Source organism: Bacillus nakamurai, from assembly GCF_001584325.1.
GTDB lineage: Bacteria > Bacillota > Bacilli > Bacillales > Bacillaceae > Bacillus > Bacillus nakamurai.
In genome coordinates this window covers 90,983-104,369 of record NZ_LSAZ01000023.1, presented here as the reverse complement: position 1 = coordinate 104,369, position 13,387 = coordinate 90,983, and the positions used below count along the sequence as shown (strand labels likewise).

Below are 13,387 nucleotides of genomic sequence, written 5' to 3'. Positions count from 1 at the left end.
GTTTTCTTCGCAATGTGAATCTGCCAGCGGGAGAAAGAGGCCCTAAAGGTGATAGAGGCCCAGCAGGTCCGCAGGGGCCAAAAGGAGATACAGGACCACAAGGCCCGGCGGGTCCTCAAGGTCCAAAAGGTGACAAAGGCGATCCGGGAACATCAGCTTAATTTAAAATAAAGGAGAAATGACAATGGCAACAACTAAAATAGCGGACGTTATCGTTCCAGAGGTTTTTAACCCATATGTAATTCAAAGGACAGCCGAATTATCGGCATTACAACAGAGCGGAATTATCTCAAATAATCCGGAATTGGATCGTTTAGCCTCTTCAGGCGGTACAACTATTCAAATGCCTTTTTGGGATGATTTAGAAGGGGAAGACGAAGTTTTATCAGATAAAACACCTCTTACACCTGAAAAAATCACATCAGATTTTGATGAGGCGGTGCTTTTGCTTCGTGGTAAAGCATGGGGAGCAAATGAATTGGCAAAATCATTGGCTGGTAGTGATCCAATGGCCGCGATCGCTGCGCTTGTGGCAAGCTATTGGGCACGACGCAGACAAGCAACACTTTTAGCAGAGTTGAAAGGCGTGTTCGCTTCACCAACGATGAAAGACAATATTCTTGATATTTCTACTTTGTCAGATGGTGTTTTCAATGGTGAAACATTCATTGATGCAACCCATGTGATGGGAGATGCTGAGAATAAATTGACTGCAATCGGCGTTCACTCAAATACTTATGCGGAAATGAAGAAGCAGAACCTTATTGAATTTGTGAAGGATTCAGAGGCGGCTGCAAAAATTCCATTCTACCAAGAAAAGCGGGTTATTGTGGATGACAGCATGCCTGTTGAAACCCTTGAAGAAGGTGGAAAAGTATATACTTCGTATTTATTTGGTGCGGGAGCAATCGGTCTCGGGAACGGAGCGGCACCAACACCTACCGAAGTAGACCGCGACAGTTTGCAAGGTGAAGACATTCTCATTAATCGTCAACACTTCCTTTTGCATCCACGCGGCGTGCGCTTCGTAAAAAACAATGTTGCTGGACTTGCACCAACGAATGCGGAATTAGCCGATCCGTCCAACTGGAAACGTGTTTACGAGCCTAAAAACATCCGGATGGTTGCATTCAAACACAAGCTGTAAGGGGGCTGGTCTTCATGGGTCTGGCTTCTTTTAATAGAATGCGACGGTTGAAAAAAATGAATTACGAGAGCATGTCTTTAGATCAGCTTAAACAACAAGCAAAAGAAAAAAGGATTCCTGGCTATTTCAACATGAAACGGGAAACACTTCTCGAAAAATTGAAAGGGTGATCCAATGGACATCCAACAAGTAAAACGAATGATAGGGATAACCACTGATAAGCATGACGCTTATTTATCAGAGATTGTCCCTATTTTAATTGAGGTTGCCGCAGACAAATGCAAAAATACTTTTGATCCAAAAGCGCTGCCCGCTGGTGTGAAAATGTTTGTTGCGGAAGCGACTGAATACAATATGACGCCGTCTGGTCTGTCTGGGAGAAGTATGGGGGATGTATCATATTCGTATAACACGGAATTCCCGCAAGACATAATTAAGAACCTGTACCCATACAGAAAGGCATTCCGATGATCTATGAAGAATTCCCGCATGTCGTCACGTTTCAGCGGTTGGAAAAGGTGTCGGACGGCGGTGGGGGCTATGTTGAAAAATTTACTGATTACATCACGACAGCGGCCTTTGTCGGCGGGGTTACGTCCCGGGAATATTATCAGGCTCAGCAGCTTCAGAACCCGGTTGATTGCAATGTGTATTTCCCGTATCGCAATGATATTGAGAAGACAATGCGGATCATCTACGAAAACAAGGTGCTGACTCTCAAATCAGATCCGATCGACCAGGGCGGCATGCATGAGATTATGAATTTGAAATGTCAGGTTACGGGGGTGCTGAAGGGCAATGGCTGAGGTGAGCGGTAGATGGGTCAGGCAGATGCAAAGAGCCACGAGCGAGTTCAGAAATCGGGTCATAGACGATATTAAGCAGCTTGTCACAGACACGGCCGAGCTGATTTACAGCCATGCTGTTCTGAATGCTCCGACCGCCGCGATAGACGGGGGGAACCTGAAAAATTCAATTGAAATCGACTACCAAGAGGGCGGCCTACGGGCCGTTATTTCTGTTGGTGCCGATTATGCCGTATATGTGGAATATGGAACTGGAATCTATGCAGAGGAAGGCGGCGGCCGGCAGACACCGTGGGTTTATTATGACACCAAGCTTAATAGATGGGTGGTCACCCGAGGAATGCGGGCGCAGCCGTTCTGGAATCCAGCGGTGGATGAAGGTATGCGGTATTTCGCCAGTCAAATGTGATAGAAAGGAGCTGTCATCATGCGATCTGCCCTGTGGCCGTTGCAGGCTGCTTTATTTAAGAGGCTATCAACAGATGAAGAGCTGAACGGGCGCGTCACGGGCGTCTTTGATGCAGTCCCGAAAGATCAGCAGAAGCCTTATGTGACAATGGGCGATGATGATGTATCCCCATTTGAAACCAAGACGTCCAACGGTGAAGAAATCAACGTCGTTTTACACTGTTGGTCAGGATACAACGGCAAGAAAGAAGCAATGGAGATTCTGAGCCTCATGCTTCAAGCATTGACAAACAGGCCCCTAGAAATAGAGGGCTTTTTATTATGCCGTTCTGAAATGCGCAGCATGCAGGTGATTACCGACATAGACGGGTACACGCGTCACGGCATTCTCAGAATGCGCTTCACAATAAACAATTGAGAGGATGAAGGAAATGCCGGAATTATTGAATGGTAAAGATGAGATTTATTTCGTACAGCCGATTGATGCAAAAGGGACAAATGGGCTGTTCATCGCCTTCCAAACAGAAGGGTCACATACAAAAGAACAGGATACGCTGGATGAATCTACAAAATCAGGACGTATTGTCGGTTACGGCACAAAAAATGAAAGCTTTGAGCTGACTTATTATGCTGCTGTGACAGATCCGGGACAGGAAGCGATTGAAGAGGCTTATGATAACGAAAAGGCAATTAAGGTCTGGAAAGCCAATAAAAACAAAAATAAAAATGATAAGCATGATGCTGTCTATGGTCATGCAATTATTGAAAGCTTGGAATTCAGTCAGCCGCAGGATGGGTTTGTTGAAGTATCAATAACTCTGCCTGTGCTCGGGAAAACATTCAAAGGCGAGTTGCCGCCTCTGCCGGACGATGTGTTGAAAGCCATTGAATCCTCCGCAGGTGCTACTAAATTTGAGGAATTCGGCGGTACGACTACGCCCTAAGGCGCCCCAAAATCTATCGTTCACGGCTACGGCTGACAGCGTGACTGTGAAATGGGATGCGGTAGATGGGGCAACTTCTTATAAGGTCTACAGGGGAGCGAGCAAGCAACTGGACGCAACTGTCACAGGCACATCCCACACCTTGACAGGAATTGCGGCCGATACAAAACTGACGGTCAACGTCTCTGCTGTGAACGATGCGGGCGAGTCTTCAATGACTGAGATTGTCACACAAACACAAGCAGTTACGCCCTAAAGTACCCCGCAATATAACTGCGAAAAGCGTCACATCAAATCAAGTGAGTTTTACATGGGATGCGGTGAAAGGGGCGACCTCTTACAACATTTACAGGTTTTATGCAAAAATAGCGACTGTCTCAAAGAACTCGTATACGTCGAACCCTAACCTGAACCCGGATACTGCCTACATTTTTAATGTGTCGGCAGTGAATTCGGCTGGGGAATCGGACAGATCGGCTAATTTTACGATTCGAACAGAAAAGCAAACATAGGGTCCGGGTTTCCCGGGCTCTTTTTAACATACAAAAATAATCGGAGGTTTTATAAATGGCTTACTTAACTATCGGAGATAAAGAATACAAATCACGCTGCGACTTTGCTTTTGACAGATTGGCGAATGAAAAATACTCAACTGATGAAGAAAATGGCAAAGGCGGCACAATGAACATTTATATGAGTCTGCTGAATGAAGAGGCTTCTTATCTTTCTGCTTTTTGGGATTGTGCGTTGGCTTACTTGAAGAAAGAAAAGCCATCAACTGAGGCTATTGAAGAAGCAATCATGAAAATCATTGATGAAGACGAAACAGGCGATGCAATTGACAAGATGATCAATGAAGCATTCACGACACTGGACTCAGCGGGTTTTTTCAAAGGCGTGATCCGTCAACGATGGAAGATGATGGAGAAAATGAACAAAGGGAAGAAACCAGCGCCGAACGAAACACCGGAGATGGAAGCGAAACGGCTGGAGGACGAAGAGAACGGCAAGGAAGTCCTGAAGATGATGAAAGATGCGTACAAAGAGAGAACGGGATCGACTATGACCAAATAATTACGAATTCCGCACATTGGCTTGGGGTTTATGATGTGGATTTAATCATGTCATGGACTCCTAACGAGTACAAACTTTTACTCAAAGGGGCCAAGTTGCGAGAAATAGACGAATTGGAGCTCATGGCAAGAAACGCCATGTTCCACCGTTACGCCATGAATGAGAAGCGCCCCAAAGAAACGAAAATGTTTGATGCGAGGAAGGCCAGACGCCAATTGGAGCGCAATATTACTGGTGATAATGACAAATGGCGCAAGTCAGACGTAAACAAGCTCGGCAAACGAGCCGAAGGGGTTCAGCGGTTTAATGATACAATCCGCAACCACTTTGCAAAATTTGGTCAAGGAATGGGGTGAGGGAATGATCGAAAGACTGACAGCTATAGTTGAAGCACAGACACGAAAATTCAATCGCAGTATGGATCGTGTCAACGATATAATGCGCCGGATGGCTGATCATCACACAGTAGAGATTGACGCTGAAATTGCAAGCTTTCAGGCAAGAGTACGGCAGGCATCACAACAAATAGACAACTTCGTCCATCGGCACGAACGCACGCGGGTTGATTTAGATGCCGATTCAGACCCTTTAAAACGGGCTATCAATTGGGCGAAGCAAAGATTACGGCAGATTCCCCAAACCGTAACAACTGAATTAATGGGAAATATTCGTCCGTTATCTTCGGCACTGGCGCGTGCTAAAGCAGGGCTGTCGGCCGTTGCAAACAGGATCACAACGACGATAGACGGGAATCCTACTCCTTTAGGGCGCGCTGTCGCTGTAGCGAGATCAGCAATATCTTCTGTCTCTCATAACGTGACTACTACATTTAATGCGGCAACGTCTCCCGTCATCCGTGGCGTTGCTGCTGTACGTTCAGCCCTGGCTTCGCTACCAAACAGAATTACTACAGTCATAAACGGAAACACGGCTGCTTTAATGCGTTCCGTAGCAACTGCACGTGCGGCGCTTTCATCTTTACCGCGTAAAGTATGGATTAGTATAGAGGCCCGGATTGATCGGTTTGAAACGTCAATGAACAGGCTTGCCAAAATTACTAATTCTGTTTCTACTGTAATCGGTCATTCAATTGCCGGGGCACTAACGGCCTTACTTCCTGCAATCTCGCCAGCACTTGCAAGTATCGTCGGGGCAATCGGCTCATTGGGCCCTATGCTCGGAGTGGCAGCCGGCGGGGTTATGGGGTTAACCAGTGCATTTGCAACAGCGGGAACAGGTGCGGCGGCATTCGGCGCCCTTGCTATCACTTCAATAAGCGGTGTATTCAAAGCATCCGAAGACCTTTCAAAGCTGCAGGAGAAGCTGGACAATGCAACAAGCGCAAAAGAGCGCGCTAAAATCATGAAACAGATCAATAATCTGCAAAAATCTCTTGGAAAAGAAGAGAGAGAGGCTTTAAAGAACCTCGAAGACTTTAAAGACAATTGGCGGGACATCGGTACGATGGTTCAAAAGCCGATCTTAAAAACATTCGGTATGTCTCTAAATACGTTCAAACTCGCGCTTAACTCACTCATTCCAATGTTTGACGGACTGGCGAAAGAGGGCGTGGGACTGGCGAAAAGCATGGACAAGGCTTTTAAAGCTCCGGACATGCAGAGATTCATTTCCTATCTGAACAAAGAAGCTCCAGGGGCGTTTGCTTCATTCAGCCGATCTGCCGGGAACGTCTTACGGACAGTTTTCAATCTGATCGTAGCATTCGGGCCGGCTGGAAAGAGCATGACAAAATCCATCGAAGGAATGACCCAATCATGGGTGAAATGGTCAGCGAACTTGGGTTCTTCAAAGAAATTTCAGGCTTTCGTGGAGTATACAAAAACCAACGGCCCGAAACTGCTGCAGATTATCAGAAACTTTTCGGGCGGCCTGACAAAGCTGTTTACTGGATTCGCTCCTATGTCTCAAGACATGATGACATCGCTGGTAGGTATGACAAAGCGGTTTAATGAGTGGGCTGGCAGCGTTACGAAAACAAAAGAATTTCAATCGTTCATTGACTATATCAAAACCAACGGCCCTACAGTATGGAGCACATTGGGGCAGATCGCGAAGACTATCATTAATCTGCTTGTCGGCATGGCTCCACTTGGTAAAACGATACTGGAAAACGTAAACGGATTTCTGAAATTTACTAATGCGGCCATGGAAGCAAACCCGGCAATCGGGAAATTCATTGCAGCAGGGATTTCATTAATCGGTGCTTTAAGGGCTATCGTTCCGGCAATAGTGGCGGTCAGCGCTGTAACAAACGGTCTTAAAGATTTTATGACTGCAGCTCAATATTTGCGCAGCTTTGGTTCTGCGGTATCCGGGATCAGAACTGTCGGGTTGATTACCCAATTAAAATCAGCAATTGTCACTATGGGGCAATTCATTGCGAAATACACAGTTATGGCAGCCCAATCCACTGCAAATGCTGTGAAAATGGCGGCATCATGGACGGCCATGAAAATATCGGCGTTTATTTCTGCTCTGAAGCGCGGCATTGTTCAAATGGGTTTATGGATCAAGAATATGGCCGTAATGGCGGCCCAATCAATTGCGAGTGCTACCCGTACAGCAGCCGCATGGACTGCGATGAAAATTAGCTCTTTCATTACAATGCTGACAAACGGCATTAAGCAGATGGGTCTTTTCATTGCAAGAATGACCGTTTTAGCAGCACAGTCTGTTGCTCAGGCGACCCGCATGGCAGCGGCATGGACTGCGGCTAAAATCAGTTCATTTGTGACGATGTTAGCGGCCGGAATTAAGCAAATGATCTTATTCGGGAAACGTCTTGTCATCCTCGCGGCTCAAGCGGCGGCAAATGCGGCGCGTATGGCAGCATCATGGATCATTGCAATGGGGCCTATCGCTTGGATTTCTGCGGCTGTTATTGCCTTGGTTGTCCTCATTATTGCCAATTGGGACAAGGTCAAGCAGTATACCCTTCAAGTTTGGGGCGTCATATCTCAGTGGCTCCAATCTGTATGGGAAGGCATCAAAACAGCGGCAACAGCAACATGGAACGCAATAACGTCGTTCTTCTCTACCGTATGGAATGGGATTGTATCGGCGGCAAAAACCATCTGGACCGGCCTGTCTGCTTTCTTCAAATGGGAATTCAATCTTTACAAAACCATTTTCACTACGGTCTGGAATGCGATAAAATCCTTCGCCTCAACTGTGTGGAACGGAATTATTAGTGTAGGTAAATCCACTTGGAATGGCTTGAAAACATTCTTTACATCAGTCTGGAATGGGATGAAAACTGCATTCACAACGGTTTGGAATGGCATTAAGTCATTTGCTACTTCAACATGGAACGGCATTGTATCAGTCGGAAAATCTGTCTGGAATGGATTAAAAAAATTCTTTACCAGTCTCCTTAACGGATTGAAAAAAGTCTTTACAACGGTTTGGAATGGAATTAAAACAGCAGTGACATCTGTCTGGAACGCTTTAAAAAGTGCTGCTGTAACAACCTTCAACTACATGCGGGCACAAATCGTCAATAGAATTGTAGCGACGAGAGACAGAGTGATAAGCCTTTGGAATACAGTGAAGAGCAGAGTGATGTCCATATGGAACGGCATAAAAAGCGCGGCTTCTACAGCGTTCAGCTACATGAAAGCGCAGATCGTAAACCGTATCCAAGCAACTAAAGAACGCATCGTCAGCATTTGGAATGGTGTCATGAAGTTTTTTAGAGGAATCAACCTCAAGTCCATTGGCCGCAACATCATCCAAGGATTAATAAATGGCATCAGCGGCATGGCGGGGGCATTAGCGAGCAAAGTGAAATCAATGGCAAATGCTATTCCTAACGGCATGAAAAAACTTCTGGGAATCCATTCCCCGTCAAGGGTAATGCGTGACCAAGTTGGTTATCATGTCGGCACTGGTATGGCGGCTGGTATTGATAAATCGCAGGCCAAAGTAAAAGCGGCCGCAGCGAAAGCAGCAAAAGCGGCTCAAAAAGCTGCTGAAGTAAAGGTATCCAACAAAATTAAGAACGCTGAAGTGAAGTATGACACCAAGAAAATGGGCGCTGATACGTACATCAAAACATTGCAAAAGATTCAGAAGCAAAACAAGCTGACCAGTGAGCAAAACCGAAAAATCCAGCGTGAGATATATCAGGCATCCAAAAGTGCCTCTGATAAACAGAAGAAGCTTCTGAAAGAGCAGCAGCGCAAGGAAGCGAAGGCGAAACTGGCGTACACCAAGAAAGTATCAGATCAGATTAAGAAAGCCGAGACGAAATACGATACAGGGAAAATCAGCGGGAATACCTATGTTAAAACGCTTCAAAAAATCAATAAGAAGAACAAGCTGACTTCGGACCAGCAAATAAAGGTTCAACGGGAAATCTATCAGACACAAAAAGCGATGGCTGATAAGGCCAGAAAGCAGAAGGAAGCTGAAAAGAAAGCGGCTGACAAGCTTAACAAGGGAGTTCTTTCCGCGAATAACACTTATCTTTCAAAATTTAAAAAAGTGAATGATAAACTGACTGCCGATATTAAGGCGGCCAACGATGCCTATAAAAAGGAACTGCAAGACCGAACGGACGCGATTTACAACGCTATCGGTCTATTTGATAATGTTTCAAGTGAAAAAGTGAACGGCTCCAAGCTGACTGCAAATCTAAAAAAACAGCTGGACAAAATCAAAACGTTCAACACTGACATTTCAAAAATAGCCAGCCGGGCACCGAAGGCATTCACAGATGAATTGAGAGAAATGGGTGTCGGATCAGCTGATCAGATTAATGCGATTTCCCGCATGACAGACTCGGAATTAAGCGAGTATGTCCGTCTGTGGAAAGAGAAACACAAGCTTGCCAGCGACCAGGCTGCTCAAGAATTAACCGGGCTGAAGAACGAGACAACGAAGAAAATAAGTGAATTGCGATCGGCTGCAAATAAAGAACTGGCGCTTTTGAAAAATGACTATCTCCGCAAAATTGGGGAGCTTACAGTGGATGTGAAACAGCTTGGTTCTCTGAAGAAAAGCGGGAAAGCCATCGGGTCAAATACAATGGCTGGCATTATTTCCGGAATGAAAAACATGAAGGGCGAGCTTGCGAAAGAAGCAAATTCCATCGCCTCAACAATTGAGAAAACCATTAAGAAGAAATTGAAAATCCATTCCCCGTCCAGATTGATGCGGGATCAGGTCGGTATCATGGTTCCTGCTGGTATCGCTGTCGGGATTCAGAACGGTATCGGCACTGTCCAGAAAGCCATGGGAGCCGTCAGTGATGCTATGACTATTCAGCAAGAGGATATGAATTTTGAATATGACACTTCCATTTCTAGCGGTGAACTTGGCACTGTTAGAAAAGAATTGAGCGCGGACATCCGGAACCTTGAATTGCCTGACAGAATGATTGTGGTTGAGATGGACAGCAAGAAGGTCGGTCAAGGAGTAGAAAAGCCAGTCACAGACGCACAAAGAAGATCGAACGCAAGGAGGGTGAGATTTAATTGATTAATTATCAGGAACTGCTGCCTAACCAATGGAAAATCACGTTTGATAGCATTGATATATCACCCTTCTTTTATGTGAAGTCCACGGGCGGCCGGGGAGTGACAGGAAGAGAAGTGAATACAGCCACTATCGGGAATCGCCCCGGCGGTTTCCTGCGCAACACAAGAATTCCTGTAAGAGTCATAACCATTGAGGTCCTTTTCGCCTTCAGCAGTGAAGAAGAGCTGAAGAAAAAGCAGGAGGAATTGACTTTTATTCTGCACACTGAAGAGCCTAAGCCGTTAATTTTTCACGATGAGCCTGACAGAGTCTATAATGCTGTCTTTGAAAGCATTTCAGAAGGCGAAGAGCAGGGAGGCTTTCAGACTGCAACATTGACTTTTATCTGTCCTGATCCAAAAAAATACGGTCCGGCAAAGGATTTTGAATTTAATTCAGGAATTCAAACTATCACCAATCCGGGTTATGCAGCCATAGAGCCAATAATCGAATGCGTTTTTGATGAGAAAGCCACTTCCTACGAGGTGGCTCTTTTAAATGCTGATGGGTCTGTATCGAAAACAATCAAGCTGCTGTATGATTTCATCGCTGGCGACACTCTCATAATTGATTCAGCGAAAAGAAAGGTAACATGTAGCGGTAAGTTGATCATGCCAGCACTTCAAATTCAATCGGATTGGTTTCAGCTGCCGCCCAAGACGCCAGTGAAAATCAAATTCAGTCATAAGAGCAATATCAAATTTAATGAGGCATATTTGTAAGGAGGTCCGGCCATGGCTGACATGTATATACTTTCACCCGATGATGAATTATTGACAGTGCTGTCCAGCCACGGACAAGAAACCTGCATGTTCTGGGATGCAAAATATAAAGAAGAACTTAACAAGGGTTCTTCTTTTTCTTTTGTAGCAGATGCTTCCCATCCTGACGCAAGATTCCTTTTTCAAGAGAATCAAGTAGTGTTCAAGGATAAGGATGGCATCTTGCGTCTGTTTGTCATCAAGGAATTGGATGATACAGACGAAGAAGGGGAAACAAACACTCTGGTTACGTGTGAAGCGGCCATGATGGAGCTTGCTGAAACCAGAGTCAAAGATTTCCGCCCCACTAACAAAACTGCGCAGTTTGTACTGGATAATGTCCTTTCCCGGTCAAGGTGGGTGGCTGAGGTAAAAGTTGAACTTGGAGTAAATTCAACTACCTTTTATAAGAAATCAGCGCTGGATTGTATTGCTGACGTAATCAATATATGGGGCGGCGAGCTTCAGGACACTATAGAATTTGACGGGAATAAGGTCACGAGAAGAATCATAAAAATACTTCCTCGACGTGGTAAGGACAGCGGCAAGCGCTTTGAGATTGACAAGGATACGATAAATATTCGTCGAACTGTCATCAGCTATCCAGTAACAGCCCTTTGGGGATACGGGGCATCTATTGCATCTACTGATGATGACGGAGAAGAAACGGGCGGTTATTCCCGTTTTATTGACTTTGCGGAAGTAGAATGGAAAAAATCAAAAGGTGATCCGGTCGACAAGCCTTTAGGCCAGGAATGGGTTGGTGATCCGGATTTATTAAAACAGCTGGGCCGGCTTAAAAATGACGTTTTAATACACAGAGAAGGCGAATACAACAACGAGGATATAACAGACCCAGAAGAGCTTTTAAAAGCAACATATGACTACTTAATAACCACAGCATCAAAAATAGAAGTTAATTATGAGTTGTCGGTCCAACTGCTTCAAAACATTCCGGGATATGAACATGAGCATGTGGAATTGGGAGATACTACGATAGCAATTGATCGAAACTTCGCTATCCCAATTGAGACATCGCAGCGGGTTATTTCGATGGAATACGACATAACTGATCCAGATAATACCTGTGTAGTGGAAATCGGGCAATTTCTTTCTGCTTATGAACCAGACACGCGGCTGGATAAAATTGAAGACTCCTTAAATAATATTGGTAAAAATATAATAATAACCGATGAAAATTTCCCAGACATAAAACCACCTGTTCCGACAAATGTTCAAGCGAAAGGGCTTTTTTCAAAAGTAGCTCTTTCATGGGATTTCGAACCTTACTCTTACATTGCTGCATACGAAGTTTATGCGTCTCAGATGAATGGTTTTGTTCCGTCTAGCGCTACTTTGATATGGCGAGGAAAAGACGGTGGTTGCGTTCATGACGCCGAGGTTGATCAGGTTTGGTATTATCGCATTCGAGCTTTGAATACTAAAGGTACACCGAGTGATTTCACTAACCAGTATTCAGCGGCCACAGTTCGTATTGGTACGAATCATATAGAGGATTTATCAATTACAAATGCAAAAATTGGTACTGCTGCTATTGATACATTGAATGTGGCGAACGGAGCTATCACGAATGCAAAAATTAATAGTCTGGTAGCCGACAAGATCAAAGGTGGTATTCTCTCAGGTGTCATCGTTCGAAGTGAAAATGATTCCGGGGATACGATCGAGCTGAAAGACGGCACTATTACGTCTGAATTAAACGGCAGAAAAACGATACAAATGTATAACTATAATCTATTGTTTTACGATCCAGGTACTGATGACCTTAAACCTAACTACGATATAATAGGCTCTTTGACGCCTGTTTGGAAGTCTGGCAATACATCAAAACGGGGAATTGGGTTAATGGGGTCGAAGGATTATCTGACATTAGCGAAACAAATAAGTGGAACTGACAGCGCCCCTTTCTTAAATGCAGATTTTGTAGATAGAAAAACAATTATAGGTGGATCACCTAATGCTGATGGAAAGTGGGACGGGAGATTAGAATTAAGATCGACCTATTTTGCAAATTGGTCAGGAGCAACACCAAACGATACAAATGTGCCTAAAATTGTTGTGGAAAACTCGAATGATAGCACTACGAAATGGGGAAATGTTGCAATATTTACCGGGAGGGGTCCGGATAAGGCTGGTTCTGAGAATGAACGCTTTGGGTTTGAAGTGTGGCAATATCAAGGGGATGCCACTGCAAAGCAAATGTTCAAAATTGACAGAGATGATACCTTACCCGGCGATGGAAATTATATGGGTTATTACGGCGATTCGGTGTATTTGCCTTATAACGTTCGTTTGCAGGCTGGGAATGAACTGAAACTATCTTCCCAAGCTCTTGGCTTGACCCTCAGCAGCGCTGTAACTGATGTAAGGGGAGGCTTACAAAGCAATGCGATCCTCAGGGTTCATTATTGGGACAATTTCAATATAAATAAAGGCAGCGGGAGCACTGCTTATGGTGATGGAACTCTAAGTATTGGAACAGATGTTGAAAACATTTTTTTCGCTACAGTACAAGCTTACGGGAGTTATTCAGACTGCGTGACATGCGGTGTGCCCAGCATGACCTTAAATGGAGATAAATCAGCAACTATCTCTTTTAGAGTTCGTGGCACTGGAACGGTTAATGTAGAAGGTCAGAGTGTCGGTAGGTTAATGATTCTGTATATTTACGAACCAAGGTAGGGA

The 13,387-nt window shown here is 44.8% G+C and carries 14 protein-coding genes and 1 pseudogene; all 15 read left to right on the top strand.

Annotation, left to right across the window (positions count from 1 at the left end):
- Positions 1-23: 23 nt before the first annotated feature.
- Positions 24-146 (top strand): annotated as a pseudogene (locus AXI59_RS20485) (collagen-like triple helix repeat-containing protein); the annotation flags it as partial.
- Positions 147-184: 38 nt separating this feature from the next.
- Positions 185-1,147 carry a major capsid protein gene (locus AXI59_RS12380; RefSeq protein WP_061528384.1) on the top strand — a complete coding sequence of 321 codons (963 nt, stop codon included), beginning with the start codon at positions 185-187 and terminating at the stop codon, positions 1,145-1,147.
- A 14-nt stretch (positions 1,148-1,161) separates the two neighbouring features.
- Positions 1,162-1,317: a hypothetical protein gene (locus AXI59_RS19805; protein ID WP_156476280.1), complete on the top strand. Its 156-nt coding sequence runs from the start codon at positions 1,162-1,164 to the stop codon at positions 1,315-1,317.
- A 4-nt stretch (positions 1,318-1,321) separates the two neighbouring features.
- Positions 1,322-1,618 carry a phage head-tail connector protein gene (locus tag AXI59_RS12375; RefSeq protein ID WP_061528383.1) on the top strand — a complete coding sequence of 99 codons (297 nt, stop codon included), beginning with the start codon at positions 1,322-1,324 and terminating at the stop codon, positions 1,616-1,618.
- Positions 1,615-1,953, top strand: a complete 339-nt coding sequence (locus tag AXI59_RS12370; protein ID WP_061528382.1) for a phage head closure protein — start codon at positions 1,615-1,617, stop codon at positions 1,951-1,953. The genes AXI59_RS12375 and AXI59_RS12370 overlap by 4 nt, the downstream gene beginning before the upstream one ends.
- The gene (locus AXI59_RS12365) at positions 1,946-2,362 is read left to right on the top strand and encodes an HK97 gp10 family phage protein (RefSeq protein WP_007408589.1); all 417 of its coding nucleotides are present in this window, start codon (positions 1,946-1,948) and stop codon (positions 2,360-2,362) included. The genes AXI59_RS12370 and AXI59_RS12365 overlap by 8 nt, the downstream gene beginning before the upstream one ends.
- 18 nt (positions 2,363-2,380) lie before the next feature.
- Positions 2,381-2,779 carry a DUF3168 domain-containing protein gene (locus AXI59_RS12360; RefSeq protein ID WP_061528381.1) on the top strand — a complete coding sequence of 133 codons (399 nt, stop codon included), beginning with the start codon at positions 2,381-2,383 and terminating at the stop codon, positions 2,777-2,779.
- A gap of 13 nt (positions 2,780-2,792) precedes the next feature.
- Entirely contained in the window at positions 2,793-3,305 is a 513-nt protein-coding gene (locus tag AXI59_RS12355) for a phage major tail protein, TP901-1 family (protein WP_061528380.1), read from the top strand.
- Positions 3,274-3,561 carry a fibronectin type III domain-containing protein gene (locus AXI59_RS12350; protein ID WP_156476279.1) on the top strand — a complete coding sequence of 96 codons (288 nt, stop codon included), beginning with the start codon at positions 3,274-3,276 and terminating at the stop codon, positions 3,559-3,561. Before AXI59_RS12355 ends, AXI59_RS12350 begins: the two co-directional genes overlap by 32 nt.
- Positions 3,530-3,817, top strand: a complete 288-nt coding sequence (locus AXI59_RS19440) for a fibronectin type III domain-containing protein (protein WP_276203581.1) — start codon at positions 3,530-3,532, stop codon at positions 3,815-3,817. Before AXI59_RS12350 ends, AXI59_RS19440 begins: the two co-directional genes overlap by 32 nt.
- A 55-nt stretch (positions 3,818-3,872) precedes the next feature.
- Positions 3,873-4,379, top strand: coding sequence for a tail assembly chaperone (locus AXI59_RS12345; RefSeq protein ID WP_061528378.1), 507 nt, complete (start codon positions 3,873-3,875; stop codon positions 4,377-4,379).
- Between the two features lie 47 nt (positions 4,380-4,426).
- A complete protein-coding gene (locus tag AXI59_RS12340; protein WP_061528411.1) occupies positions 4,427-4,735 on the top strand; it encodes a hypothetical protein in 309 nt (102 codons plus the stop codon).
- A 4-nt stretch (positions 4,736-4,739) separates the two neighbouring features.
- Positions 4,740-9,881 carry a phage tail protein gene (locus AXI59_RS12335; protein ID WP_061528377.1) on the top strand — a complete coding sequence of 1,714 codons (5,142 nt, stop codon included), beginning with the start codon at positions 4,740-4,742 and terminating at the stop codon, positions 9,879-9,881.
- Entirely contained in the window at positions 9,878-10,642 is a 765-nt protein-coding gene (locus AXI59_RS12330) for a distal tail protein Dit (RefSeq protein ID WP_061528376.1), read from the top strand. Before AXI59_RS12335 ends, AXI59_RS12330 begins: the two co-directional genes overlap by 4 nt.
- Positions 10,643-10,654: 12 nt before the next feature.
- The gene (locus AXI59_RS18890) at positions 10,655-13,384 is read left to right on the top strand and encodes a phage tail spike protein (RefSeq protein ID WP_063668159.1); all 2,730 of its coding nucleotides are present in this window, start codon (positions 10,655-10,657) and stop codon (positions 13,382-13,384) included.
- The last annotated feature ends 3 nt before the right edge of the window (positions 13,385-13,387 follow it).

Bases quoted from the DNA above. Each gene is read 5' to 3' on its own strand.
- AXI59_RS12360 (WP_061528381.1), top strand. From the start codon at position 2,381: ATGCGATCTGCCCTGTGGCCGTTGCAGGCTGCTTTATTTAAGAGGCTA.
- AXI59_RS12340 (WP_061528411.1), top strand. From the start codon at position 4,427: ATGTCATGGACTCCTAACGAGTACAAACTTTTACTCAAAGGGGCCAAG.
- AXI59_RS12365 (WP_007408589.1), top strand. From the start codon at position 1,946: ATGGCTGAGGTGAGCGGTAGATGGGTCAGGCAGATGCAAAGAGCCACG.
- AXI59_RS12380 (WP_061528384.1), top strand. From the start codon at position 185: ATGGCAACAACTAAAATAGCGGACGTTATCGTTCCAGAGGTTTTTAAC.
- AXI59_RS12370 (WP_061528382.1), top strand. From the start codon at position 1,615: ATGATCTATGAAGAATTCCCGCATGTCGTCACGTTTCAGCGGTTGGAA.
- AXI59_RS12375 (WP_061528383.1), top strand. From the start codon at position 1,322: ATGGACATCCAACAAGTAAAACGAATGATAGGGATAACCACTGATAAG.
- AXI59_RS12355 (WP_061528380.1), top strand. From the start codon at position 2,793: ATGCCGGAATTATTGAATGGTAAAGATGAGATTTATTTCGTACAGCCG.
- AXI59_RS12345 (WP_061528378.1), top strand. From the start codon at position 3,873: ATGGCTTACTTAACTATCGGAGATAAAGAATACAAATCACGCTGCGAC.
- AXI59_RS18890 (WP_063668159.1), top strand. From the start codon at position 10,655: ATGGCTGACATGTATATACTTTCACCCGATGATGAATTATTGACAGTG.
- AXI59_RS19805 (WP_156476280.1), top strand. From the start codon at position 1,162: ATGGGTCTGGCTTCTTTTAATAGAATGCGACGGTTGAAAAAAATGAAT.
- AXI59_RS12335 (WP_061528377.1), top strand. From the start codon at position 4,740: ATGATCGAAAGACTGACAGCTATAGTTGAAGCACAGACACGAAAATTC.